Origin of the sequence: Flavobacterium sp. (assembly GCF_027490375.1) — a bacterium.
Taxonomy (GTDB): domain Bacteria; phylum Bacteroidota; class Bacteroidia; order Flavobacteriales; family Flavobacteriaceae; genus Flavobacterium.
This window is the reverse complement of the sequence record NZ_JAIXYH010000069.1, coordinates 59,905-84,327: the sequence shown is the minus strand read 5'-3', so window position 1 is coordinate 84,327 and position 24,423 is coordinate 59,905. Positions and strand designations below refer to the sequence as shown.

Sequence of the window (24,423 nt, the reverse complement as noted above, 5' to 3'; positions counted from 1 at the left end):
TATAAAACAGTCCGATAAAAAAATGTTTTTAAGTCATAACTGCTTTAAAAAAATCTTCCGTAGCGCTGCTATGCAACATTTTTTTGCATTGTTCTGTCTCAAAAACAACCTTTTTTCTCCAGCCTATTTTATAAATCCAATTGGTATTAATCAACCATTTCTATGTTTTCTGACTTTAATTTTTAAATCTAGTTCAGGTTAGATTTTGATCGTTTGTGCACGATTTTGCGCAACCGATTGAGCGGATTAGCCCGCAGCAAGGCCCGATGCAAGAGGGCAACGCAGCGAGGACTATGAGCGAAAGCGGGACGCGGCGGCGCACGAGATTTCCACTAAATACCGCCGGGATGCGCCCAAAAAACGAAAAATTACAATTCAGTACACAAATTTTACAGTTCAGTAGAACTTATTTTAAATAGCAGAATCACTAAAATACTTTTACATCATCAAACTTAAACATCTAAAAAAAAAATGAGAACTAAAGCATTAATTTTCAGTTTACTTTTATCGACAGCAGTGTTCGCTCAATCGAAATTTGAAACCGGCATGAAGAAAGGAATGGAATTGTGGAATTCGGGAAAAACCACTGAAGCATCCGCTTTATTTGAGCGCATTGCTGCCGCAGAACCAAACGAATGGTTGCCGAATTATTACGTTGCGTTGGTAAACACCACCTCGGCATTTTACATTAAAGACAAAACGCAAATTACGGCTTTACTTACCCAGGCGCAGAACGCATTAGACATTGAAATGGCGAAAAATGCCGAAAACGCCGAACTGTTGGTAGTGCAAGCCTTGATTTATACGGCTTACATTGTTCAAGATCCGATGACAAATGGCCAAAAATACAGTCCGATTATCATGGGATTATATGCTAAAGCAGAAAAATTAGCTCCGGAGAATCCGCGTGTGGTTTTCAGTAAAGCCGACTTTGAAATTGGAGGAGCTAAATTTTGGGGAAAAGATACCAAGCCGATGTGTGAACAAGTAGCGCGATCGATTGCCATGTTCGAAAATGAAAAACCCGCTACGCCTTTTGCACCAACTTGGGGAAAAGAACGTGCAGAACAAGTTTTGGCTTCGTGTGGTAAATAATTTTAAATTCAATAAATCATGTTAGTTATTCAAAATACAATTCGCAGCTTTTTCAAAATCATTATGTTTATCTTGATCGTTTTCATCGCAACAACTGTAGTTAAATTCGTATTTTAAATTTTTTAAAACGCCGCCGTATGTCGATTATTCAAAAAACCATCCAAATCATTTTCAAGGCTGTTATCACAGGTATTGTTGTGAGCTTTGGCATTACTGCAACGGCATTTTTTATTGAAATGTTATTGGGGCGCGATTTTGAATTGAACAACGAGCTTTTTAGAGAAATCGGAATTTACTTTTTATACGGTACCGTTCTTACGCTCATTAACAGCACTTTTTTTAATTACATCAACTTCCGTCCGTGGAAAAAGTATAAGCAATTTCGCTTTGTGGTTGGTGTTGTTGGAAGTGTTGTTCTCACCACGATTGGTATTTTTATCATTCGCTATGTTACCGATGTTCTGCTAAACCAAATGCCTCTACCTGTTTTTTTAGCCCAGCAAACGGTGCGCAGTTACCTGTTTTCGATCTTGCTAACGTTGGTTATTTCTTTATTGTTCCACGCTATCTACTTCTACAAGCAAATGCAGGAAGTGAAGGTGAAGGAACAGAAGATAATTGCAGGAAATGCGTCGGCGCGTTTTGAAACGTTGAAGAATCAAATCGATCCACATTTTTTGTTCAACAGTTTAAATGTGTTGAGTTCGTTGATTGAGGAAAATCCGGATAATGCGCAGAAGTTTACCACTTCATTGTCGAAGATTTACCGCTACGTTTTGGAGCAAAAAGACAAGGAATTGGTTCCTTTGGAAGAAGAGTTAAAATTCGCCAAAACCTATCTGAATTTGTTGCAAATGCGTTTTGAAGGCAGTTTGCAGTACGAACTTCCTGAAATTCAGGAATACGACGAATCGAAAGTAGTACCGTTGAGTTTACAATTACTTTTAGAAAATACGATTAAGCATAATGTGGTGAGTCCGCAGAAACCTTTAAAAGTGCGGATTTACATAAAAGACAATAATTTGGTTGTGGAAAACGACCTACAGCGCAAGGAAGTTCTTAAAGATCGCGAAGGCGTTGGCTTACAGAATATCGTAAATAGATACAGCATATTAACCAAACGATCGGTGCAAATACTTGAAAGTGAAACCACTTTTGCCGTTGCTATTCCGATCCTAACAGAAGTTATAGAAATCATGGAACAAACTGATACACAATCGCAACAAGCGTATATCGATGCTCGCAAGCGCGTCGAAGACATCAAAGGATTTTACGGCAATTTAATGTCGTATGTTTTAGTGAATTTGGGTTTAATTACACTTAATTTACTTACTACTCCCGATAAACTGTGGTTTTTCTGGCCGCTTTTGGGTTGGGGAATCGGCGTATTATTTCACGCGATGTCGGTTTTCAATTTTATGCCGTTTTTTGGTGCCGATTGGGAGAAGAGAAAAGTACAAGAGTTATTAGAGAAAGAGAAACAAAACAAGTATCGTTAATATGGAGCCGCAGCAACACATTCCGGAAAACGTACAAAAGCAATTGAAAAACATTAAAGGTTTTTACGGACATCTTACCGCATTTTGTATTGTGATTCCTACGTTAATTGCCGTAAATTTATGGTTGATGCCCGAGTTTCAGTGGTTTTGGTTTTCATTGATCGGGTGGGGAATAGGCTTGTTTTTTCACTATCTGGAAGCATTTCAGAGAATGCCCCGACTGATGCGCGATATCGAAGCAGCTCAAATGCAGAAATACACGCAAGGTTTGGGTATTTCGGCAGAACTTACAGCGGTACAGCAAGCCGAAATCAAATATGAAGTAGAGAAGAAGATTAAAAAGTTACGCGGCTTCTACGGACATTTAATTGCCTACCTGATTGTTAATGCTATTGTTGTTATTTCAGAACTTGCTGATGGTTCGCCACTTTCCTTGGGCCTTTTTAATTTGGCCATTTGGTGGGGATTTGGATTGGTGGCGCACGCAGTAAGTGTTTTTGGAGCCAATTTGTTCTTTAATGAAGCATGGGAACGCCGCAAAATTGAAGAGTTTATGAAAAATTCAAACCGAAAGTAGTGGATCCGCTTTTTATTACTATTCTGGTTATTCACATCGTCAGCGGTGGTATTGCTTTGTTGATTGGAAGTTACCTCATGGCTGCACGCAAAGGGAATCGCAGGCATGTCATCAACGGAAAAATCTTTGCCATAAACATGTACGTTTGTGCTGTAGCTGGCTTTGTAATGTCGGTTTTACACGATTCGGTGTTTTTACTGTGCATATCGGTTTTCACTATTTTTATGCTCACCACGGGTTTGCAAGGCATGGCGTTAGTGAAAGGTAAGATTATAAAGTCGGCACTGATTTTAATTATCTCGGCTACCATGGTTTTGTTTTCCTTGGGATTAATTTACTTTGGTGTTGTTAACGAGTTTAATGTGGTGATCTTGGCCTTTGGAGCAGGTAGTTTGGTGATGTGTGTACAAGATTTTATGATGTTCTTCGGCAGAACTAAGCTTGCAAATCCGTACTATTTACTGCACATTCAACGAATGACGGGTGCTTATATCGCCGCATTCACCGCTTTTTTAGTGGTAAACAATTCATTTTTACCAGCGGTTGTTGCTTGGTTGGCGCCGTCGGTTGTGGGAAGTATTTTAATTACAGTTTGGTCGCGAAAACACGCAAAATTAAAGCATGAAAATTAGAGCTATTATTGTTGAAGACGAAAAGCCTGCGGCGCGTTTGCTGTCGCGGAAGTTAGAAAAGTTATCGATTGAAGTGGTGCAAATGCTGCATTCGGTTGAAGAAGCCGTATCGTACTTTCGCAGTAATGCGGCACCGGATTTATTGTTTTTGGATATTCAATTAAGCGACGGTTTGTCGTTCGAGATTTTTTCGCAAGTAGAAATCAGCAGCGCCGTAATCTTCACAACGGCTTACGACGAGTATGCCCTGAAAGCATTTAAATTGAATAGCATAGACTATTTGCTAAAGCCAATCGATGAAGACGATTTGGAAGCGGCAGTATTGAAATTCAGAAAGCGATTCGAGAAAAACGACCAGCCCGATTTCAATCTCGAACAATTAAAACAATTGTTTGCGCCTTCTTCTGCGAAGGCGTATAAAACACGCTTTACCGTGAAAATTGGCGCGCAACTCCGCATCATCGAATTGAAAGATATAGAACTTATTTTCAGTGAAAATCGCGGAACTTACATTCATACGATTGACAATCGCGATTATCTAATCGATCAAACCATGGACGAAGTCGAGCAAGAACTCGATCCGGCTCAATTCTTCCGCGTAAGCAGAAAATTCCTCGTGCCGCTTACTTCCGTTAAGGAAATTACGGCATACAGCAACTCGCGTTTAAAAATTATTCCTGCAACGTACAAGGCAGATGAGGTAATTGTGAGTCGCGAGAAAGTAGCCGACTTTAAGAAATGGTTGGAGTAACTGCTTTGGCGCGCAAGGTTATTAGGTAATAGCAGCCAAAAAGCAAGGCAGCAAACACCAAATGTAAGGTCTGACTTCCGAAAGGGAAATCGACATAATACATTAAAATTCCTGTGAAAACTTCGGCACCAACAATAAATAACTGCCAAACAGCCAGATTTTTTAGACCTGTATTTTTGAGCTTTACAAACAGGTAAATTGCTAGTGCAAATACCAGAATGGAAAAGGAACGGTGAATTAAAACGATGTTCGGACCGTCGTGTAAAAGCTGACTTACCGGCTCGATACCCAATCCTTTAACTTGTTCATCGACGAACTGACGAACTTGCGTACCCATCGCAATTTGCAGGAGCGTTAGTGCCAGAGCCAAGCCGGTAATCCATTTTGGAACGGAAACTGAAAAAGTTCGTTGTTCTTGAGCACGGTGGTATAAGGTAAACAACAGGCCAACAATGAGTAGCGCTACCAACATGTGGATGGTAATTTTAATCGGATTCAAGACCGAATACACTACTGTTGCGCCAATCCACGCTTGAAAACCCATTAAAAAAAGTGTGACCACAGTAAGTAGCTTCTCTTTTACTTGTCGGCGACTTAAAAAGCTAAAAACCGTCATCATTAAAACCGCCAAGCCCGAAAGTGCGCCAAGTAAGCGATTTAGATATTCGATCCAAGTATGCACCGGATTAAAAATGGCGTAATCGTGTTTGGTGTACGGTTTCCAATCGCTTTCGCGGAATGAAGCTGATGAGGTGAAATCTTTTGCTGCTACAAATAGTTTTTCATCGACGATAATAACTTGTCCGCTTTCATAGTGTCGATTTTCTTGAAATTGCAATTCGCTAATTTCTGTGGGCGGAATGTAGTATCCAAAACACTTTGGCCAATCCGGACAGCCCATGCCACTGCCGGTCATACGCACCAAGGCGCCGGCTACAATAACCAAATACACCAAAACCAAAGAAGCACCGATCGACTTTCTGTAATAGTTATCCATTTGTATGTTGTTTGAGTCCTAATTCTTCCGCCTTTTTGAAGAGAAGTTCTTTTGCTTGTTCGAAATCGTTGGCAATTTTTCCTTCCAGAATGGCTTCTTTGATGTACTCTTTAATGACACCAATTTCGCGCGACGGACCAATACCAAAGGTTTCCATAATAAATTCGCCTGTAATGGGCGGCTGAAAATTTCGAACTTGATCGCGTTCTTCAACTTCAACAATCTTCTGACGCACCAATTCGAAATTCTGATGGTATTTTTTGAACTTAATTTTGTTTTTTGTGGTGATGTCGGCTTCGCATAAAGTCATAAGCGATTCCACATCTTCTCCTGCCTCGAAAATCAGTCGTCGCACTGCCGAATCTGTCACGATGTCTTGTGCCAAAACAATGGGTCTAGAACTCATAAGCACCATTTTCTGGACAAATTTCATTTTTTGATTCAATGGCATGTTTAGCCGAATGAAAATCTTTTTGACCATTTTACTGCCCACATATTCATGCCCGTGAAACGTCCAACCTTGCTTTTTCTGAAATTTTTTGGTTGGTGCTTTCCCGATATCGTGCAACAAGGCAGCCCACCGCAGCCAAACGTCGTTGGTGTTTCGTGAAATATTGTCTACAACTTCCAACGTATGGTAAAAGTTGTTTTTATGCGTTTGTCCTTCTATTTCTTCAACTTGATTTAAGGCCGTGAGTTCGGGTAAAATGAGTTCGAGCAGCTTCGCATCGTACAGAAGCGATAAGCCTAGGGATGGTTTTTCGGTTTCAAGAATTTTGTTCAGTTCGCCTATGATGCGTTCTCTGGAAATGATTTCAATTCGGTGCGCGTTTCGTTTTATGGAATCAAAACAGCTTGAATCAATTTGAAATTGCAGTTGAGCGGCAAATCGAATGGCTCGGAGCATGCGCAACGGATCGTCGGAAAACGTAATATCCGGATCGGTTGGTGTTCGAATGATCTTCGAGGATAAATCGGCAATACCGTCAAACGGGTCAACCAACGCACCGAAATCGGCTTCGTTAAGTGAGATGGCTAGTGCATTTATTGTGAAATCACGTCGCAATTGATCGTCTTGCAGCGTACCGGATTCTACGATAGGTTTTCGGCTATCTCTGGCGTATGATTCGCGACGAGCACCCACAAATTCGATATCGGTTTCTGCAAATTGCAACATGGCCGTTCCAAAATTCTTGAAGAACTGCACTTTGGGTCGGGTAGGTAAGTGGGTTGCTACGGCTTCTGCAAAAGCAATTCCGTTTCCAACAACAACAAAATCGATGTCTGGTTTTCCGCTGCGATTTAGTAGATAATCGCGAACAAAGCCGCCAACGACATAGGCTTGAACGCCAGTTTGCGCAGCAGTTTTGGCTACGTACGAAAAAATAGGATGCTGAAGGGCAGCTGCGTGATTTTGCGTTGACACCGTACTGAAGAAATTAAGCGGCGAAAACCGTGTGATTAATCGTAATTCACGCCGACATTCGCGATTTTTTATTGCGTGGCAAATTTACAACATACCTGACGGATGATATGCGAACAATTCAAAAATCATTCTAAGTTTTTCTTAAAATCGGTTCGAAAATCAATTTCGCATGGGAAACGAGTTTACCTTACTAGGTGAATTGACCTAGCTGTTCTGCGAAATGCAATACGTTTTTTGCGAATTACTTAACTGCGAATGATTTTTACTTGAGCATCGCGCGTAAGTTTGATGATTGCCGACGATTTCGTAGTTTTTTTATCGCGATGTAAATTCACTACGTAATCAACTTGTTGGATTAACTCGGGCGCTATTTCGGCGAAACTTGTTGGCGTGGGCGCGCCGGAGAAATTTGCGGAAGTAGAAACCAGCGGATTTTTTAGTCGCTCGATCAATTTATTGCAAAATGGGTCTTTGACGATTCGGATTCCGAGTGAATTATCGTTGGCAATAAGTTGCGGCGCTACGTTTTTCGGATCGTCGAGCACTAGAGTTGTGGGTTTTTCAGACAGTTCTAAAATCTGCCAAGCGGCTTCTGGCACTTCTTTGAAAATGCGGTGAATGAGTCGATCGCCGTTTACCAGTACAATCATACTGTGGTCGGCAGCTCTTTTTTTCAATTCAAAAAGTCGCTTTACAGCAGTTTCGTTTGTTGCATCGCAACCTAAACCCCAAACAGTGTCGGTCGGATATAAAATGATGCCACCTTTTGCCAAGGCTTCAAAGGCATTGTGTATTTCTATTCTTTCGACGTCTTGCATCACTTCACCTTGTAAATGCCAAGCATTTTTTTGAATTTTTTGCTTAAAACCTTGTAGTTCACTACGATTGCATTGTAGAGATTGAGTCGCCACCACGATGAAAAAGCTTGCATTTCGTTAACAATCATTTCATTTATGGGTTCAGGCAAATTAAAATTAGCTTGAATATCGCGCCAATTTACAAGTCCGTAACCATTAAAGTTATTCACTTTGTTTTTCTCGTGAATGATTGCAATCCATAATCGATTACCTTCGATTCTGTCGATACGAGTTTCTTTTTTCCAAATATGATGGTCGTTGTGCCAAATAGTTGTTGGATTGTCGTTTTTTTCAATCAAGCTTACAAATGGGTTGAAGATATGCTCTTTCTTGCCCAGCATTACTGTTGGTTTGATTTGTAATGAGTAACCGCTTATCACATCAATGACCCGGTAATCTTGTCCTTTAAATTGCTGTTGAATGGTATTGATAAAATCTTTGTGAATGGCGTCGTCGTTGTCTATTCTAGAGGTTATTACGTGTGAAAACCCTTTCGATTTCTCGGCAACAATTCGCGTTATTTCGGAATGAAATGCCGGCATTCCTGCAATGTAGAACAATTCAATTTGTGGATGCTTGCCACAAATACGATCAATTTTAATTCGGTCTTCCTCGGAAGTCGTTTCGTCGAAAAACAATAGCCATTTAAAATTTTTGTTGCTTTGCTGCGTAACCGATGGGAAGCAAAAGTTTTCAAAAAACCACAACCGTTCTTCCATCCACGTTGAGGTTAATAAAGCTTCGTTATTCTTAGTTACGTCCCAATTCGGATTTTTCAGGTTAAATCGGGTGATCAGAAAATGGATAAAGTTGCTCATAGATTTAGATAATCAAAAACCTTTTCTCCAAAATGGGTATTCACTTCGCAGCATTCCGCCAATACGCCAGTGTATCGATTTGCTTTATTTAGGTCGGTTTTAAAAGATTCAAAGTTAGTAATTACTGGCTTGTATTTGAAGTCGTAGAATTTCGACGAATTAGGGATTACAAGCACTTTTTTTTCTAGTAAAATCGACCAATACATTGCGTGGTAGCTATCGGTAACAATGGTATCGGTTTGTTTTATGAAGCGCACCACTTCGTCGAAATCGCTATCGTTTGAGGTCGAAGGTATGCCGTCGAATTTAGCGGTAAGCTTTTTGTTTTTGAGTGTTTTTTTATGGAAAATAACGCCTAGTTCGTTTACTACGGCATCGGTTTGTTGAAATGTTGGATGCAAACAGCTCACGCAAGGCACCCAAAGTTCTTTACGTCCGTAATCGCGAACACCAACTAAGCCAAATTTTTCGGTGTCAATGTTATAATTGAGCGACTTACCAAAGGTGCTGCGTTCTTTTGCATTATGCCCAACGCCCCATAATACCGTTTTTTTTCCTTTTCGACTTAATTCTGCGAATGCGTCTAATTGAAGATTAAAACCTTCTCGATTTAGCAAACCACCACCGCCAATTATTAAACTGTTGGCAACCACTGTTGAAATAAAGTGGGCACGTTGCTCGGTATTTTCGCGTTTGTAATCGAAAATATCTAAGTATTTGTCTTTTAGTTGTGGAAAGTAATGATGTGGCCCGCAGTAGAAATCGCCGATATTACTCGGATCGTATCTATGAATATTAACTACTCCGGAATTTTCTTGTTCGGAATCAATGATGCTGCGCAATGTTTCGCGTTTGATCGACTTTCGATTGAAGTGCGACAACGCTTTTCCAAAAAAAGATTGTAATCCCATGCGAAACTAATTTTTATCGGCGGCGTATAATCGCTTGAGCTCTTTGTAACGATAAACGACACTAAGTGCGTTTAAATAACAAATGATGATTCCTCGTTTGCCGTCAAGAATTCCCAATCGAACTAAGTATTGATACAAGAAATTGTATAAAGCATGTCCGTGATAGTGGAAAAAAGTAGGTTTGAAACCGACTCTAAATTTTTCCATAGCTTTCAATTTTCCGTAGGTAATCATCTTGGCTTTGTACGATTCGTAATCGGCGTAACTGTAGTGAATGAGTTTGTTTTGAAAAACTCCAATGCGTCCTTCAACGTCCAACTTTTCGTGAACGAGTCGCTTTGCGGTATATCGCGCTTTGTCTTTTTTAAACAATCGAAAAATACGATCGGTTTGCCAACCACTAAACCGAAGTACGTTTCTTTTGAAAAAGAACTTTCGGTAAAAGAGGTATGCATTAACATCGGTATTGGTCGAAATCTTCTCGATAATTTCTTGCTTTAACTCAGGAGTTAGGCGCTCATCGGCATCGATAAAAAGCACCCAATTATTGCGTGCCTGATCCAATGCGAAGTTTCGTTGAGAAGTGTAATTCTCGAATTTATGTTCAATGAATTTTACGTTCGGAAACGAAAGGCAAATCTCTTTGGTACGATCCTTACTGAAGGAATCAACAACAATGACTTCATCAGCAAAATCAAGGTCGGATAAGAGTTCTTGCATGTGTTGCTCCTCGTTGAGCGTGATGATTAATACCGAAATGTTCCGCTGAGAGCTACCTTGCATGCAACTTTAAATATGAAACAAATATAAATTAATTAGTATTTTTGCCAACTCTCAGCCACAAAATTTATGAAAATATCCGTTGTTGTTAGTACTTACAATGCTGAAGAATGGCTTGAAAAGGTACTCATTGGCTACAGTGTGCAAACGTACAAAGACTTTGAGTTAATTGTTGCCGACGACGGTTCTCGAGAACAAACCAAGGAGCTTATCGACTCTTATGCAGCTTCTTATCCTGTTCCGGTGCGTCATTTGTGGCACGAAGACTTAGGGTATCGCCGGCAGGAAATCCTTAATGTAGCTATCGTCGAAGCAGCTGGAGATTATATTATAATGACCGATGGCGATTGTATTCCACGTGCCGACTTTGTGGAAGTACACGCAAAATACGCGCAAAAAGGTCGGTTTCTCTCGGGAGGATATTGCAAACTTCCAATGAAATCGAGTAAAGCCATCGCAAAAGCCGATATTTTAAACGGCAATTGCTTTAAAACCTCTTGGCTTTCTAAGATCGAAAAACTTAATTTTTCCAATTATTTAAAGTTAGCTGCAAATTCATTAGTTGCTAATATAGCCGACTTAATCACGCCAACTAACGCGTCTTTCAATAATTGTAATTCTTCGGCGTTTAAAGCGGATATGATTGCGATAAATGGCTACGACGAACGCATGAAATACGGTGGTCCAGACCGCGAATTCGGTGAACGCTTAGAGAATTATGGTGTAAAAGGTTTACAAATCCGACATAATGCAATTGTTTTGCACCTCGACCACGCCCGCGGTTACAAAACACCTGAATCGCTTGCAGCAAATCTCGCCATCAGAAAGGAAGTTCGCGATAAGAAAATCAAGTGGACACCTTTCGGAATCGTGAAGTAATACTCGTTAAGTTAAGTTCGGGTTCCGTCGTTTAGCTGCTTTTCTTTTTACGAGGGTTACAAATAGGCTGCGTATATTTCTTTTTTGCTGTACGTGTAAGTAATTCGACAACAAACGAATACACACTTCTTGTTTGATGCTGCTTAACTATGTTTTTTTGACCTGATTCATGAATCGCTGCAATTCGGGTTGTAGCAATTCCGGTAAGAAAGCTTGGTATAGTTCCATAGCTTTATCTTTCATTTCTTTAGGCGATTTACCGCCGTACAATTCGGGTTTAAAATCTTTTAAATGAACCGATACATGGGTTGTTCCGTTGTCGAACGAGCTCCAAGCTTCTTTTTTTATCCAGGTCGAAAAAATAGTAAATGTTGGTTTGTACAATGCTTTGGCCATGTTTACAGCACCACCTTCATTGCCGATAAGTGCTTTTGAAAAGTGTGTAAGAGCTAAAAAGGCACGAATGTCTTTGGCAACTAAATCGGTTACAATTAGGGATTGTGTCGCCGGATGGCACAGGTCGTATATCGCTTTCGCTTGTGCTGCCTGTTTTGGCATGAAGTTAAAAATTAGTTTGTAGCCCAATTCCGCTGCAATTAAGTCGAGCGTTTTTGCCATGTAAGCCGCTGGATACGATTTCCGGTCTTCGCTTCCCAAAACGCTAATTAGCAGGTACGGATCCGATTCGGAAATGCCATGCGCTTGCAAGTTTTCGAGCGCCTGCTGTTTTTCGGTTTCGGTGATAAATATTTTCGGACGGTTGTCGAAGGCAAAATTTGGCGCAATAGGTTCCAATAGGTTCATTCGGTTTTCTATTGCTGTCCCTGCATTGGTGCGCGGTTGTGGAAGTAATTCGATGTTGTAGTGGTACAGGAATTTTGTGTACTTTTTGTAGAACCCAATTTTTAAATCGGCACCCGAAAACAACGTGGCTAAAAAACTTTCCGGTTTGTTGTACGCGTCTATCAAGATGTTGTAACGCTCTTTGCGCAAGTGCCATAAAAAGCGCAGCAGCTTGATTTTGTTGCGTTTTAAGTTGTCGTCGTACCTAATGATTTTATCGATATTCGGATTGTTTTCGATAACGGGTTTGGTGAACGGATATACCATGTAATGAATTTGCGCCTTGGGATAAATTTGTCTCAAGTTATTGCACAAGATGCTACTTGCCAGCACATCGCCGATCATCTTTTGTTGAATCACCAAAATTTTTTTCATATGTATTTTCGGTAACGATTGCCCTAGCCCTGATTGAACGGAAAGCGCGCATTTTACCGCGTTTGCTTTTTGAGCTTTTAGGCAGCGACCAGCGGAAGCTAGACTAAAGGCGTAAAAAAGGAGCGCGGTAAAAGCGTACTTGCAGTGAAAGCAGGATTAGCTACTAAACAGCTACTTCATATTCGCGCAAGGCGTCGTTTAAACTTGTTTTTAAATCGGTCGATGGTTTGCGTTTTCCAATGATAAGCGCGCACGGAACTTGGTAGCTGCCGGCGGCGAATTGTTTGGTGTAACTGCCGGGAATGACTACCGATTGCGCCGGAACCACGCCCTTGTATTCAATCGGATTTTCACCCGTAACATCTATAATTTTTGTCGATGCCGTTAAGCACACATTAGCTCCCAAAACCGCCTCTTTTTCAACGCGAACACCTTCGACAACAATGCAGCGCGAACCAATAAACGCGCCGTCTTCGATAATTACCGGAGCTGCTTGCAACGGTTCGAGAACGCCGCCTATACCTACACCGCCCGATAAATGTACATTTTTGCCAATTTGCGCACAGCTTCCCACAGTTGCCCACGTATCAACCATAGTACCTTCGTCGACGTACGCGCCAATATTTACGTACGACGGCATTAAAATAACGCCTTTCGAAATGTACGCACCGTGTCGCGCCACCGCATTGGGCACCACGCGAATGCCTTTTTCGGCGTAATTGCGTTTGAGAGGCATTTTATCGTGATACTCGAAAATACCGGCTTCGAGCGTTTCCATTTTTTGAATCGGGAAGTACAGCACTACGGCTTTTTTCACCCATTCGTTCACCTGCCAGCCATTTTCGGTAGGTTGCGCCACACGCAGCGAGCCGTTGTCGAGTTGTTCAATAACGTTTCGAATAGCCGAAGTTACGCGCTCTTCGCTAAGCAACGCGCGGTTTTCCCAAGCTTCTTCGATGATGGATTGTAAAGAATTCATGCATAAAATTTTGAGTGTAAAGATAGTTTTTGGATTTGAAACTTACCGATTTTTTTGGGCGTTCCGGCCTTGGGTGTCGTTCGAGTAAAACAGCCGTTCTAAAGCAAGGCCGTCGGTTGCTTGCTGCAATAGCTTCCAACCGTTTGCGGTTCTGCGGCTTGCTAAACGGGCTTCTGTTAGTCGCCGTTTCGCAAAGCGCATCACACGCCACGGTTTGGTAGCAATTTTCGCGCCGCCACCTAACGCGGGGAAAGTGCGCTGGGAAAGGTGAAGAATTTTTTATTTCGCTCGCTATGTTATTGTTATTAAATGTTTCACTTTAGAGAAACTTTTGTAAATTTGGGTCGTGAATGCTTCAAACAGACATAGAAAAATCATTTTTTATAAAAACTATTTTCAAGACTTTTTTGACAAGCAAAATAAAAAAGTGAAGGCGAAGATAGTTTGGACTTTTGATTTGATTGAAGAAATACAAAAAGTTCCGGAGACGTATCTCAAACATATTGAAAATACTGACGGTCTTTATGAAATTAGAGTTCAGGTAAGCAGCGACATTTTTAGAATTTTCTGTTTTTTTTTGTAACGGAAAGTTAGTCGTTCTAGCAAATGGTTTTCAAAAGAAAACCCAAAAAACACCTAAAAAAGAAATAGAAATAGCCCTTAAAATAAAAGCAGCATATGAAAGCGAATCATAAAAATTCAATGACGCTCGAAGAGTTCAAAGAAAAAAACTACGGTAAACGCGGAACAAAAGAACGAGACGAACTCGAAGCAGGTTACGAAGCTTTCAAAATAGGAGCGTTAATTCACGACACACGTATCGAACTTGGAATGACACAAGAGCAACTTGCCGAAAAAGTGGGTACGTCTAAATCGTATATCTCTAAGATTGAGAACAATTTGAAAGAAGCACGCATCTCAACACTCCAAAAAATCATCGAATTGGGTTTTGGCGGGCAACTGGAGCTAACCATTCGAATCTGAAATTGGATTTAGAACAAAATACAGCTCACGAAAACTGAAAATACAGCTCAAAATCATCGGTTTTGAGCTGTATTTCGAAAAATTTTGAGCTAGAAATCTAAAGACTCATATTATAAATGCTAACTAAGTTCTTTTGATACATTTATAACTAAATCTTAAAAACAAGAATGATTTAGTCTCGTTTCACCACTTTTCGTATCAAAGTTTGTCCGCTAGTTGTCCTAGCTTTTAAAATATATATGCCCGGCGCCAGATTTTCGGTGTTAATCGGAAACGCTTTTGTGCGAATCACCGTTTTTCCGGTTACGTCAATCAATTCAATTTCTTGCCAATTGGTGGTTGGGTTTACGCGTAACAGCGTATCAACCGGATTTGGGTACAAAACCATTTTTTCAACCTCAACTGGATCAACGTCTAAAGCGATATTTACAAAGGTCGTTGTAGCCGTATTGGTGAGAATAGGCGGATTGAAATCAAAATAAATGGCTGCACTCGCGTTTACTTGAGTTCCTACCACAACTGTATTTTTAGGCTTAATTTTAAACAATACATAGCCTTGCGCACCTTCTAAATCTTGCGATGCTGCCGGTAAATAAATGGCGTTGAACGTAAAAGTGATCTCGTTGCCGTTTTTAATCGTGGTAAAATAACGGTGACTCGCGCCTTCGGGTTGCAACGTGCTCCAATCTAAATTCGAATCTAAAGTTGTTTTTATCACCACGCGATCGGCGTAGGTATTACCGGTATTTTCAAATCGAATGCGGTAGTGCAAGTAATTGTTGGCGTTTTCAATAGGTACGGTTGCGCCTTCAAATACGGTTATGTCGTTCGGATCATACGATGCAATAACCGATTGATTTACCGACGCACCGTTGTTATCAGGCGTTGCGTCGCCTTCGCTATCGTCGATTTCCACACCGATATTGACAATTTCATCCAAATTCACAATCGGAATAACAGCTACAGTAAAATTCACGGTGAGTAAACGCTCGGTTAGTGGCTGTAAATTATTAATCGTAAATTCTAAAACGCCCGCTGTACTTGCGTTTGCTTGGGGTTCAGCCGATTGAAACAACAATTTGTTCGCAGGATGATAAAGTTTTATCGTGGCATTTTTTTCGACACTTCCTACGTTTTTGACAATCATTTTAACCTGATGATCAAAACCAGCACGAACGCTGTTGGTCGGGTAGAGGCTAATCTCCAAATCTTCTGTGGCAATGGCCGGAGTGATGCAGAAATTACTCTCGATAACCGGTAACGCATCGTTTAGTTGTACGGTCGCTTCAACAGGCGATACGCCAAAATGTGTAGCGGTGTTTGGCAAATTCAGCGTGTAATTTCCGTCGCTTAAGTTAAGTTGGTAGTTTCCGGTTGCCGAGGTAAATGCCGCTAACGAGAAATTGCCATCGGTTGCCTGCACGAGTTTGGTTTCCACGCCGTAATCTTGGGTGGTACAGCCGTTCGAATCGGCGTCGTATTGCACTTTTCCGTTGATTTGTCGTGTGGCAAGTCCGCGATTTTCGAGCCAAATAATACTGTCGTCGTTGTAGGAAGCTATGGCAAAATCCGGCAAACCGTCGCCGGTAAAGTCGGTTGTAGTAATATCGCGTGTCGCAGCGGGTTCGTTGCTAATGGTAATTTCGTTGCCAAAGTTGCCATTGCCATCGTTTAGGTAGGCTACGATTATCGAATTTTCACTTCCACAAACCAAATCTAAATCGCCGTCTAACTCTAAATCAACTGCGTTTAGTCCGCGTGGTCGAAAAATAGAATTGTCAATCACCACCGGAGCGGCAAAAACGCCTAATCCTTGATTTTTGAAAACGCCAATCCGATTCGGATTGTAGTTTTCGTAAATCAAATCTTGATCACCGTCGTTATCAATGTCGGCAGCTTTAATGCTGTAGTTTAAATTATTAGGCGCAAGTACGATGTTCTTTTGTGTAAAGTTCCCACCTTGATTCACAAACCACGATACTTCGCCATCGCTCCGTCCGGTTGCAATGTCGGTATCGCCATCGTTGTCGAAATCAGCAACTGCAAATAATCCAGGTGCGCGGTTGAATAAGAACTCCGAGAACTGCGTTGGCGTTGCAAAGGTTCCGTTTCCGTTGTTTTTAAAGAGATACATTAAATTGCCGTTGTTTCCCACAACAAGGTCCTTATCACCATCCGTATCCACGTCAAGAAGTTCGTACGAGGTTATTTCTTCGTTAACCGAATAGACAATCGATTTGGTAAACGTAGTTCCGTTGTTGCTGTTCTTTAACAATACCAATTCGCTGGCATTCGACAAATTGGGTTCCCAGGTCGAGAAATACAAGATATCTTTATCTCCGTCGTTGTCAATATCAGTTACACGTAAGTTGTACGGCGCGTAGGTTTCAAACTCTTGAATAATGTTCTGGTTGCTACTAAAAGCGCCATTCTCGTTTTTAAACCAGCTTATTTTTCGTTCTATTAACGAGGCTTGCACGATGTCGCGATCGCCGTCGTTATCCAGATCACCTGCTTCGATGCTAAACGCGCCAAAGGTGGCATTGTTTAAACGTACTTCGGTAAAAGTCGGATTTACAGCGCCGTTAGTTTTCAGATAACTCAATTTCGAGTCGTAGTATGAGATAAAAAAAATGTCGTTAAAAGTATCGCCATCCGCGTCGGCAATGAGTACCTGCCGAACTAAATCGGCAGCTGTCGTAATGGTTTGTTCTGCAGCAAAGGAGCCATTTCCGTTAGAACGTACCCACGAAATTTTATCCGGATCGTTGTAGGTGAGCACAATATCGGCAGCGCCATTCGAGTTTACATTTCCTACATAAACTCCCGACGGATCGGTAGTTAAACTTGCAATCACCGTTTTAGGGCCAAAAAGCCCGGTGGTGCTGTTATACTGATACCACACCAATTGTCGGGTCTGGCCGTTTAAAAAAGCATAGGCAAGATCGTTGTCGCCATCGCCGTCTAAATCGCCGAGTGCTGGATAACCACCCACCGCAAAACCGTCAATCGTTTCAATAAAATCGTACGAATTAGTAGCTGTAGCGTCGTACACGGTAAATCGTAAATCATTTTCTCCGTCGGAGGCTTTCGAGATAAAGTCGGCTGCGTTGTCGCCATTTACGTCTTGTACTAAAATATCGAAAACGCTGCTGCCAAAATAGCTGGAGTAGGTAAAGCTTGTGGCGTTGTTATTGTTTATAAACCAGCCCGAATTAAAGGTGTCGTAGAAAAAAATATCAATGTCGCCATCGGCATCGCGGTCAATAATTTGTACGCTGTTCGGAACATTGTTGGTCGAAATAAGGTTAATGACGGTAAAATTGGTAAACGAGCCGGTGTTAGGCATCCAACTGATGGAATTTGAAGTAATAATTACCAAGTCGGGCAGGTTATCGCCGTTAAGGTCGCCCATTTTCGCAGTAAACGAGGTTTGAAAAGGCGTGTTGATTGTTTGGGGTTTGCTAAACTGACCGTTGGCCAGGCGTTCAAATACAACCAAGCTGCTGCCTTTGTAGGCAAAAATATCTTTATCGCCGTCGTTATCTACATCGATAAGTTCAAAGCCATCGGCGCCTTGAAAACCGGAGTTTTGGTCGGTTAACATGTTGGTAGTAAATTGTATTTGGGCTAGGGAAAGTAGCGGAGCGAGCAGTAAAAACAGGTAAATCTTTTTCACAGTCAGTAAATTAGCTTGTAAAGATAGATTTATTATTGAAAGGTCGTTGTTTTTGGGCGCATCCTGCCGCAAACGTTGGTGGAAGTAAGTGCAACGGCAGGTCGGGCTTTTCACTATAAGTCGCACTGTTTCCAAGCGTTTCAACCAGCTGTTGTTGCGGCTTCTATGGTCGCCACCACGCCAGCGGTTTCAATCGCTTTGCTGCAGTGCGGCTTTCCGTTTCAATCCCTTGCGCGAAGAACGTGCGTAAAAAACGAGAAGTTTAAAAAAAGCGAGCGTTAGTAAAAAAATACCTATAAGTAGGTAGGTTTGGGTAAGGTAAAAACGTAGATTAGCAAGGCAAAAAAAGGCGAAGCAAGTGTTTAATTTAATATACACAAAATACCCATGAATTTTTTGATGCACTATCTTGTTATTAAATGTTTACGGACGTTTTTGGACATTGATAAGGGGAATGAGACTTCACTAATTGTTGAGTTGTGGATAATAATAATGAGCTCTTTAGCAAATGTTCGCGCAAATATTTGCTTGACGATAAAAACATACTTACTTTTGCAACATCAATTCCTCGCAAGCCTCTGTTTACATGCGCAACTTGCGGGGCTTTTTTATTTTTATACCTTTCTTAAATGAAATACGAGAAAGAACCCTTTAGTTGTGAAGATCATCTTGAGATTCTAAAAGCAAGAGGATTAGACATTCCCGATACTGAAAGAGCAATAAAATATTTAAATACGGTAGGCTATTTTCGCTTAACCGGTTATATGTATCACTTACAAGAAAACGACGGAAGCCACCAGTTCAAAGGAAAAGTTTCTTTTGATGATATAATCAGTCTATATCAATTCGATAAAAAACTTCGCGTGATTGTTAATGAATACCTAGAACGCATTGAAGTTGCAATGCGTGCAAAGTTGACAAATTATTTTAGTCTAAATCATGGTTTTTTCTGGCTGACAAAAAAAGACTTATTTGCTGACTTACGTATTTATCAAACTGTTATTGATGAAATAACAGAAACCTTTGTTGATCCTCAAGAAAGCTACTTAAAATCTTTTAAAAGAAAGTATATATCTGAACCATTTCCTCCGTCAAACATGGCTTTAGAAACCTTAACTATGGGTAAGATAAGTAGGCTCTATAAGGGGTTGAAAAATGATGAAGAAAAAATGCAAATCGCAAGGGATTTTAATTTGCCTTCAAACATTTTAACTTCATGGATAATTTATTTGACAAACGTTCGAAATATTTGTGCCCATCATGCAAGACTTTGGAATAAACGAGTGACTGCAGACCAACCTTTAATTCCTAGTCGTGAAAAATACAAGTTTAAAGGTGAGGTTACACCTGATTTCCACATCACGATGTATGGGATAATTTCTATAATCAAAGACTTTTATCTTCATTCAATCCAAAAAATTCGTTCATAGTTAAAATCGAAGAAATTATTGCGGAACACAATACTGACACTTCACTAATGGGTTTTCCTAATAATTGGAAAGAAGTTGCAACATGGCGGAATGAATAACATAACTACCGCCAACACAGGTAGCTGTTGCACAATCCTCCAAAGAAAAATTAATCAAGATAGTTGCAATAATCGGCACCTCATTTAAGTTGATTTAGGCGAGGTTATTTTTTGTTTTCCTTTTCTAAATTGCGAAATCGATCTAAACATTTAAACAAAAAAGATAAAGTAAATGACACCTCGACTAATAACAATACTTGTACTTTTAATCGGTATCGGACTTTTTTTATATTCCCTGACTTTGCCCTATTACAAAGACCAAAAGTTGGCAGATGGGTTAATCGGCAATTCACACAGCATCGAAAAGTCTGAGTATTATAAAAAAGAAGCAGAACTAAGAACAGATAAAGTAGCTTTTATGGACTTGGGTTCTGGGCTTTCTATTGCTTCGGCGACAATTTTGTTGTATTTGCTTTTCAACAATGTCAAGACATTTGAAGATTTAAAAACTAAAAAGACACTTACAAAAACGGCAACTTTTCTCTGGGCAAATCTCGTTTGGCTCTTACTGTTGCCCGGAACTTATTGCTTTTATGTCTTTCGTGGCGCCCGCGGGGATTATCCACCATTTGCAGACAGTGTCGCAATTCCGATAATGACACAAATACCTTTCTTATTGTTTTTGCTCATACCGCTCAACCTATTTATGCTCTTAACTACTGTCAAAACTAACTTACCTGCCAGAATTTTTATCAAGCCAGCGAAGTACAAAATGGAGACTATCTTATGGGAAATATTCTTTGGATTTTGGTTACTTTTAAATTTATTCTGTTTTTTGGGTTTTGTAGTTGACGGTGACCATTTTTCAATTCTAGTTAATTTATTTTTTACATTTATACTGCTGACCTTACGAGCAGGACAAATTAGCAGGTATGAACAAGCAGTATAGCATGGCAGCTCATGAAAGCACTTATCCCAATATTGGTTTTCAGTAGTTTGATGAAGCTTTTGCTTTTAGCAAATTTGGAGCTTGGTTGATAGTTATTTTTTTCAAAATTCCCATATTGCCGAGCCCCCAACGTTAACAGCAAGCTTAAAAAATCGCGATGAAGAATCTTTATATACTTTTTTTTCTTATTTCTCTTGAATGTTTTTGTCAACCAATAACTAAAAGAGAGCTAAAATCAATCATATCAGAGTTGATACAGATTAATAAAAACAAAGAGTTTAGTGAACTACAACTAATTGCTGACAATACTGATAGCATTTTTTACAGATCTGAAAAAATCACTCTTTACACAAATAGATTTGCTCCAGATAAGAAAGATATATGTAGAACGATTGAGATGGATTTCTATCCAAAAAAAATGGTTTCTTTTCACGACTGTCAATTTTGTAGAGAACCTTCAAACTGTTATGTAACTACTGCTAAAACATTTTACAAGTACCAAATTATTGAAGAAAAAGGACAATTGTTTTTATTGTTCGAAAATAATTATGGTTCAAAAAAGTATGTGATTATTAACACAACTAGAAATGAGAGTAATCGCATTCTTGAAATTGAATTGAGAAAAGTATAAAAACCGAACGGTTAACAGCCGCAACTGCCCCATAACCTCACTAAAAAACTACTTCTTCAAAATAATAACAAAAAAGTATCCTGTTTCAACCCAATTTAAAGGAATTTTTTAGTTCTGATTCATCGCTTCAAAATTTTTAATGCTGGCCAACAAGATTATAAGCTCTCAAAAGAAGTTTTTGATATAAGCCATGTTCGTTTCTTGTTTTAGGACTGCAATAGTGGCGAAAAAACACTATTCAGGTTGTTGATCAAACATAGCATAAGCAACTGTTTCATTGGTATCTTACTAGAACAATGAGCCGATCTCGCAAACACAAAACCGATGTTAGCTCCTTATTGCATTAATTATTCTGAAAACAAAAAACCGTTCAAAAGATACAGCCGTTAGTTACAAAAAACGGTTTTTTTTCGGCGCAATTTTGCTTTCATGACTGCAGCGGCGCAGTTGTGTGTAGTAAAAACTTATATCTTAGTAAAAATAAAACCGCTTGTTTACAAGGCTGTATTTCGATAGTGTGAAAACACTAAGTAATTTCGTGATACGAAGAAGTATTCAATAATTCGCTGGTCATTTAAACAGCAGTGAATGGAATCTTTATAAAAAACGAAACCCAATAGTTTGAATTGCTTCAGGGACTAATGGGAATAAGATGAAACAAAAGTAATGTAAATTTTTCGAAATTCAAAAAAAGAGTAATGCAATGAGATATAGCGACTTTGCTAGTGTAATGACAAATGCTCGAATGAACCGCTATTTGTTAGCTTGTGGAGGTAATACTCGTAAGGCGATGACACTTTATAGAAAAAATTTGCAACTTACTCAGGAGCTTTTTACGGTAATTAGCTGTTTTGAGGTTGCATTGAGAAATTCCATAGATGCTACTGTTTCGCCCGCATTCGGTAATTATTGGTTGAGAGCCGCTGCTATTCCAGGAGGAGTATTTGATACGCCAAAATGCCGTGTAACGAAAGACATTATTAACGAAGCGGTAAGTAAATTACGTACATACAGTCATTATAAACTAGTTGCAGAATTAGGCTTTGGCTTTTGGCGTTTTATGTTCGCTCAAAATCAATTTAATGCCACAGGTCGAATATTATTGCGTGTTTTTCCATCGAAACCAACGTCAGCGCCAGGCATACAATACAATAACAATTATATCTTTAATCAATTGGCTCAACTTAATGATATAAGGAACCGTTTAGCACATCACGAGCCTATTTGTTTTTTACCAGGACAGCCAATAAAAGATACTACGTATGCAAGACAACATTACAGTTTAATTTTACAACTTTTTCAATGGATGAATATTAATGAAAGCGCATTGTTGTATGGTTTAGATCATGTACAAGTGCTTTGTGATGAAATTGATAACTTGTAACAGAATGTAGCAAACAGCAATAACCGCGGTCATTTTCACGCCTCTGTTCTAAACCTCAAATAATCTTAGCCAAATTCACCAAAATAAAAGGTACATAAACCATACCTAACTACTTTTCTAACCCTTCATTTACGCACTGCTTTTTGATTGAATTTCTGTCACGTTTTTACCGCATATTTGTGACAAATTCAACACGAATAAGTAATTGTATGTCTACTGAAAGTCAGATACTTGAAAAGATAAAGAATTATAAGCGTTGGAATATATTTTTCCCGATCGATTTCCGATTGCTTGGCTTTGAAACAGCAGTTCGTCAAAGTCTTGATAGTTTAGATAAAAGAAATAAATTAGTATATTTATAGAAAGTACTATTTTTATAAGTTTGAAAATTCGAAGACTGAATGGTAACGTCAACATCCTTAAACAACAGAATTAACTTATCGCTTTTATAATTTTATATAAAACTCGCCGACTGTCATCCTAAATTTTTTCATTTATGCGAAACTACTTTTACTACATTGCTCTAATTGCATTATTTGGCTGTTCAACCCAAAAGCAGCTAAGCGATGATTTCTATAACGAAGATAAAAACGTGAATTTATTTGCTTTTGTTGGAAAAAAAATAGCTGTGGTTAGTTTTGATGCAGAGGCAGAACAACTTGGTGAAAAAGTTTATGATGCAAAAACAGGTGATACGATAATCCAAAAGTCGATTATAATGGACTCAGGTTCTCGTTGCAAATACGTAATAATAAAAAACGTCTTTAATAATCCGAAAATTGATACCATTGATTTTGTTGCCTACGACCATTACGGAATTCCTAATTTTTCGAAGTATGAAACTGTGCTCTTGTACGTTTCAAAAAGTTCAAAAGGAAACATTTTTTTTCATCAGAAATACCAGTTCGACTATCTTGAGAAAAATAATGACGGCCAATTTTACGGATATACCTACGATAAAATCGAGCGAAAAAAAAGAATCATATTTACAAATAAAAGAAAGGCCAGTTTAGAAGACTTGTTCAAAAAGAGAAAAACAGAAGTTTTCAAATCATTATTTGAAGACAAAAGCGGCTCCTAACAGGCTTAGCCGAGCCACAAACCACTCTTTTTAAGGCTTAAATACAAGCATTTCAATTGACTAGCCTAGGTTATTCGCATCTTATCTAAATTCCCACAGCCCCATGAAGCTAAAACTCGCCATTACACTCTTCTTTCTTAACGTTGTTGCTTACGCTCAAATACAAGAAAGGCCAGCCGATTTTAAGAAAATCAAATTTGTTTACGAGACTACATCAAATTATAGGATTGAAAACCAGCGTGTTTATGCAGATACGACCTTGCTTAAGGTAGATTTTCCGACGCTGAAATGGTCCAGATCGCCTAAGCTAGATGGTAGTTCCGAATATTACCTACCGCTCACCCGTTTAAGTGCTGAACACTTAAATAAACTCAAAAGTATTTTGTATCATGAAAACCAGACGTACATAGGCGAGTACGATAAAGTAAAAGACAAAACGATTTTTCAGGTAGTTAGAGGAGATAAAGTTACAAGAGAGATCTTTAAGGAAGTTTTTAAGGATTCGTATGAGAACTTTAAATATAGGATCGAGATTAACTACAAGAAGGGAACCTATGATTTGTATTATCCACGCGTTTCATACAACCGCACCGTAGCTGAACACTCTTTTAAAATTGAATATAAAAATGATACAATAGGGGTATTTGTAATAAACACAGTAAAAAATGTCTATAAAAACTTAGTTCTGTTGAACAAAAATCTCGATGCTAAAATTATGCCCGATGAATTATTTTCCAATGCCACTTGTGGTGTTGCGATTGTTAAAAGCTTACGGAGTACTACCGTTTTAAAGTCGGTTGAATATGTTAACTGATTTATTGCACGATA

Annotated in this window: 24 protein-coding genes and 1 pseudogene; 16 read left to right on the top strand and 9 right to left on the bottom strand. The window is 39.5% G+C overall.

From position 1 onward, the window contains the following. The 6 genes from Q0064_RS09445 to Q0064_RS09420 form a co-directional block, all read left to right on the top strand. Positions 1-202, top strand: a 202-nt coding sequence (locus tag Q0064_RS09445) for a hypothetical protein (protein ID WP_298147652.1), incomplete at its 5' end; no start/stop codon positions are given. A gap of 269 nt (positions 203-471) precedes the next feature. Next, positions 472-1,095: a hypothetical protein gene (locus Q0064_RS09440; RefSeq protein ID WP_298147650.1), complete on the top strand. Its 624-nt coding sequence runs from the start codon at positions 472-474 to the stop codon at positions 1,093-1,095. A 137-nt stretch (positions 1,096-1,232) separates the two neighbouring features. Next, complete coding sequence (locus Q0064_RS09435; RefSeq protein ID WP_298147647.1) at positions 1,233-2,594, top strand: 2TM domain-containing protein; 1,362 nt, start codon at positions 1,233-1,235, stop codon at positions 2,592-2,594. A 1-nt stretch (position 2,595) separates the two neighbouring features. Continuing rightward, entirely contained in the window at positions 2,596-3,171 is a 576-nt protein-coding gene (locus tag Q0064_RS09430; protein ID WP_298147644.1) for a 2TM domain-containing protein, read from the top strand. Next, positions 3,171-3,803 (top strand): hypothetical protein, encoded by a 633-nt coding sequence (locus tag Q0064_RS09425; protein ID WP_298147642.1) that lies wholly within the window; start codon positions 3,171-3,173, stop codon positions 3,801-3,803. Before Q0064_RS09430 ends, Q0064_RS09425 begins: the two co-directional genes overlap by 1 nt. Next, a complete protein-coding gene (locus Q0064_RS09420; protein ID WP_298147658.1) occupies positions 3,799-4,554 on the top strand; it encodes a LytTR family DNA-binding domain-containing protein in 756 nt (251 codons plus the stop codon). Before Q0064_RS09425 ends, Q0064_RS09420 begins: the two co-directional genes overlap by 5 nt. On the opposite strand, the gene Q0064_RS09415 is transcribed toward Q0064_RS09420, so the two are convergent. From Q0064_RS09415 to Q0064_RS09390, 6 genes are all read right to left on the bottom strand, one after another. Next, positions 4,535-5,551, bottom strand: a complete 1,017-nt coding sequence (locus tag Q0064_RS09415; protein ID WP_298147640.1) for a COX15/CtaA family protein — start codon at positions 5,549-5,551, stop codon at positions 4,535-4,537. The two genes, Q0064_RS09420 and Q0064_RS09415, sit on opposite strands and share 20 nt — an antisense overlap. Next, positions 5,544-6,977 (bottom strand): HD domain-containing protein, encoded by a 1,434-nt coding sequence (locus Q0064_RS09410; protein WP_298147638.1) that lies wholly within the window; start codon positions 6,975-6,977, stop codon positions 5,544-5,546. The genes Q0064_RS09415 and Q0064_RS09410 overlap by 8 nt, the downstream gene beginning before the upstream one ends. 245 nt (positions 6,978-7,222) lie before the next feature. Beyond that, positions 7,223-7,795: an L-threonylcarbamoyladenylate synthase gene (locus Q0064_RS09405; RefSeq protein ID WP_298147635.1), complete on the bottom strand. Its 573-nt coding sequence runs from the start codon at positions 7,793-7,795 to the stop codon at positions 7,223-7,225. Next, complete coding sequence (locus Q0064_RS09400; RefSeq protein WP_298147632.1) at positions 7,795-8,652, bottom strand: glycosyltransferase; 858 nt, start codon at positions 8,650-8,652, stop codon at positions 7,795-7,797. Before Q0064_RS09400 ends, Q0064_RS09405 begins: the two co-directional genes overlap by 1 nt. Further along, positions 8,649-9,563 (bottom strand): polysaccharide pyruvyl transferase family protein, encoded by a 915-nt coding sequence (locus Q0064_RS09395; protein ID WP_298147630.1) that lies wholly within the window; start codon positions 9,561-9,563, stop codon positions 8,649-8,651. Before Q0064_RS09395 ends, Q0064_RS09400 begins: the two co-directional genes overlap by 4 nt. Before the next feature lie 6 nt (positions 9,564-9,569). Beyond that, entirely contained in the window at positions 9,570-10,346 is a 777-nt protein-coding gene (locus tag Q0064_RS09390) for a glycosyltransferase family 2 protein (RefSeq protein ID WP_298147627.1), read from the bottom strand. Between the two features lie 66 nt (positions 10,347-10,412). Between Q0064_RS09390 and Q0064_RS09385 the strand changes: the two genes are divergently transcribed. Further along, positions 10,413-11,222: a glycosyltransferase family 2 protein gene (locus tag Q0064_RS09385; protein ID WP_298147624.1), complete on the top strand. Its 810-nt coding sequence runs from the start codon at positions 10,413-10,415 to the stop codon at positions 11,220-11,222. Between the two features lie 147 nt (positions 11,223-11,369). Here the strand turns inward: Q0064_RS09385 and Q0064_RS09380 are convergent, their stop codons facing one another. Next, the gene (locus tag Q0064_RS09380) at positions 11,370-12,440 is read right to left on the bottom strand and encodes a glycosyltransferase family 9 protein (protein WP_298147621.1); all 1,071 of its coding nucleotides are present in this window, start codon (positions 12,438-12,440) and stop codon (positions 11,370-11,372) included. Between the two features lie 163 nt (positions 12,441-12,603). Continuing rightward, positions 12,604-13,419, bottom strand: coding sequence for a 2,3,4,5-tetrahydropyridine-2,6-dicarboxylate N-succinyltransferase (locus Q0064_RS09375; RefSeq protein ID WP_298147619.1), 816 nt, complete (start codon positions 13,417-13,419; stop codon positions 12,604-12,606). 346 nt (positions 13,420-13,765) lie between these two features. Here Q0064_RS09375 and Q0064_RS09370 point away from each other — a divergent pair, with 346 nt between their 5' ends. The 3 genes and pseudogenes from Q0064_RS09370 to Q0064_RS09365 all read left to right on the top strand — a co-directional run bounded on the left by Q0064_RS09370 (position 13,766) and on the right by Q0064_RS09365 (position 14,403). After that, a complete protein-coding gene (locus Q0064_RS09370) occupies positions 13,766-14,002 on the top strand; it encodes a type II toxin-antitoxin system RelE/ParE family toxin (RefSeq protein ID WP_366095065.1) in 237 nt (78 codons plus the stop codon). Between the two features lie 34 nt (positions 14,003-14,036). Continuing rightward, positions 14,037-14,114 (top strand): annotated as a pseudogene (locus Q0064_RS14765) (type II toxin-antitoxin system RelE/ParE family toxin); the annotation flags it as partial. Next, positions 14,098-14,403 (top strand): helix-turn-helix transcriptional regulator, encoded by a 306-nt coding sequence (locus Q0064_RS09365; RefSeq protein ID WP_298147617.1) that lies wholly within the window; start codon positions 14,098-14,100, stop codon positions 14,401-14,403. The pseudogene Q0064_RS14765 and the gene Q0064_RS09365, both read left to right, overlap by 17 nt. Positions 14,404-14,575: 172 nt before the next feature. Here the strand turns inward: Q0064_RS09365 and Q0064_RS09360 are convergent, their stop codons facing one another. Continuing rightward, a complete protein-coding gene (locus Q0064_RS09360) occupies positions 14,576-18,082 on the bottom strand; it encodes a T9SS type A sorting domain-containing protein (RefSeq protein WP_298147615.1) in 3,507 nt (1,168 codons plus the stop codon). A 629-nt stretch (positions 18,083-18,711) separates the two neighbouring features. On the opposite strand from Q0064_RS09360, the gene Q0064_RS09355 reads away from it, so the two are divergent. The 6 genes from Q0064_RS09355 to Q0064_RS09330 all read left to right on the top strand — a co-directional run bounded on the left by Q0064_RS09355 (position 18,712) and on the right by Q0064_RS09330 (position 24,409). Then, positions 18,712-19,512, top strand: coding sequence for an Abi family protein (locus tag Q0064_RS09355; RefSeq protein WP_298147613.1), 801 nt, complete (start codon positions 18,712-18,714; stop codon positions 19,510-19,512). Positions 19,513-19,875: 363 nt separating this feature from the next. Further along, positions 19,876-20,499, top strand: coding sequence for a hypothetical protein (locus Q0064_RS09350; RefSeq protein WP_298147610.1), 624 nt, complete (start codon positions 19,876-19,878; stop codon positions 20,497-20,499). Between the two features lie 157 nt (positions 20,500-20,656). Next, on the top strand, positions 20,657-21,130 hold the full coding sequence (locus Q0064_RS09345; RefSeq protein WP_298147609.1) for a hypothetical protein: 474 nt from the start codon (positions 20,657-20,659) through the stop codon (positions 21,128-21,130). Positions 21,131-21,833: 703 nt separating this feature from the next. Further along, positions 21,834-22,514 (top strand): Abi family protein, encoded by a 681-nt coding sequence (locus tag Q0064_RS09340; RefSeq protein ID WP_298147607.1) that lies wholly within the window; start codon positions 21,834-21,836, stop codon positions 22,512-22,514. 496 nt (positions 22,515-23,010) lie between these two features. Continuing rightward, complete coding sequence (locus tag Q0064_RS09335; RefSeq protein ID WP_298147604.1) at positions 23,011-23,595, top strand: hypothetical protein; 585 nt, start codon at positions 23,011-23,013, stop codon at positions 23,593-23,595. 103 nt (positions 23,596-23,698) lie between these two features. Beyond that, positions 23,699-24,409, top strand: a complete 711-nt coding sequence (locus tag Q0064_RS09330; protein WP_298147602.1) for a hypothetical protein — start codon at positions 23,699-23,701, stop codon at positions 24,407-24,409. Positions 24,410-24,423 lie beyond the last annotated feature (14 nt).

Bases quoted from the DNA above. Each gene is read 5' to 3' on its own strand.
- Q0064_RS09365 (WP_298147617.1), top strand. From the start codon at position 14,098: ATGAAAGCGAATCATAAAAATTCAATGACGCTCGAAGAGTTCAAAGAA.
- Q0064_RS09340 (WP_298147607.1), top strand. From the start codon at position 21,834: ATGAGATATAGCGACTTTGCTAGTGTAATGACAAATGCTCGAATGAAC.
- Q0064_RS09385 (WP_298147624.1), top strand. From the start codon at position 10,413: ATGAAAATATCCGTTGTTGTTAGTACTTACAATGCTGAAGAATGGCTT.
- Q0064_RS09390 (WP_298147627.1), bottom strand. From the start codon at position 10,346: ATGCAAGGTAGCTCTCAGCGGAACATTTCGGTATTAATCATCACGCTC.
- Q0064_RS09430 (WP_298147644.1), top strand. From the start codon at position 2,596: ATGGAGCCGCAGCAACACATTCCGGAAAACGTACAAAAGCAATTGAAA.
- Q0064_RS09335 (WP_298147604.1), top strand. From the start codon at position 23,011: ATGCGAAACTACTTTTACTACATTGCTCTAATTGCATTATTTGGCTGT.
- Q0064_RS09435 (WP_298147647.1), top strand. From the start codon at position 1,233: ATGTCGATTATTCAAAAAACCATCCAAATCATTTTCAAGGCTGTTATC.
- Q0064_RS09400 (WP_298147632.1), bottom strand. From the start codon at position 8,652: ATGAGCAACTTTATCCATTTTCTGATCACCCGATTTAACCTGAAAAAT.
- Q0064_RS09375 (WP_298147619.1), bottom strand. From the start codon at position 13,419: ATGAATTCTTTACAATCCATCATCGAAGAAGCTTGGGAAAACCGCGCG.
- Q0064_RS09380 (WP_298147621.1), bottom strand. From the start codon at position 12,440: ATGAAAAAAATTTTGGTGATTCAACAAAAGATGATCGGCGATGTGCTG.
- Q0064_RS09415 (WP_298147640.1), bottom strand. From the start codon at position 5,551: ATGGATAACTATTACAGAAAGTCGATCGGTGCTTCTTTGGTTTTGGTG.
- Q0064_RS09395 (WP_298147630.1), bottom strand. From the start codon at position 9,563: ATGGGATTACAATCTTTTTTTGGAAAAGCGTTGTCGCACTTCAATCGA.
- Q0064_RS09345 (WP_298147609.1), top strand. From the start codon at position 20,657: ATGAAGAATCTTTATATACTTTTTTTTCTTATTTCTCTTGAATGTTTT.
- Q0064_RS09405 (WP_298147635.1), bottom strand. From the start codon at position 7,795: ATGCAAGACGTCGAAAGAATAGAAATACACAATGCCTTTGAAGCCTTG.
- Q0064_RS09355 (WP_298147613.1), top strand. From the start codon at position 18,712: ATGAAATACGAGAAAGAACCCTTTAGTTGTGAAGATCATCTTGAGATT.
- Q0064_RS09440 (WP_298147650.1), top strand. From the start codon at position 472: ATGAGAACTAAAGCATTAATTTTCAGTTTACTTTTATCGACAGCAGTG.
- Q0064_RS09330 (WP_298147602.1), top strand. From the start codon at position 23,699: ATGAAGCTAAAACTCGCCATTACACTCTTCTTTCTTAACGTTGTTGCT.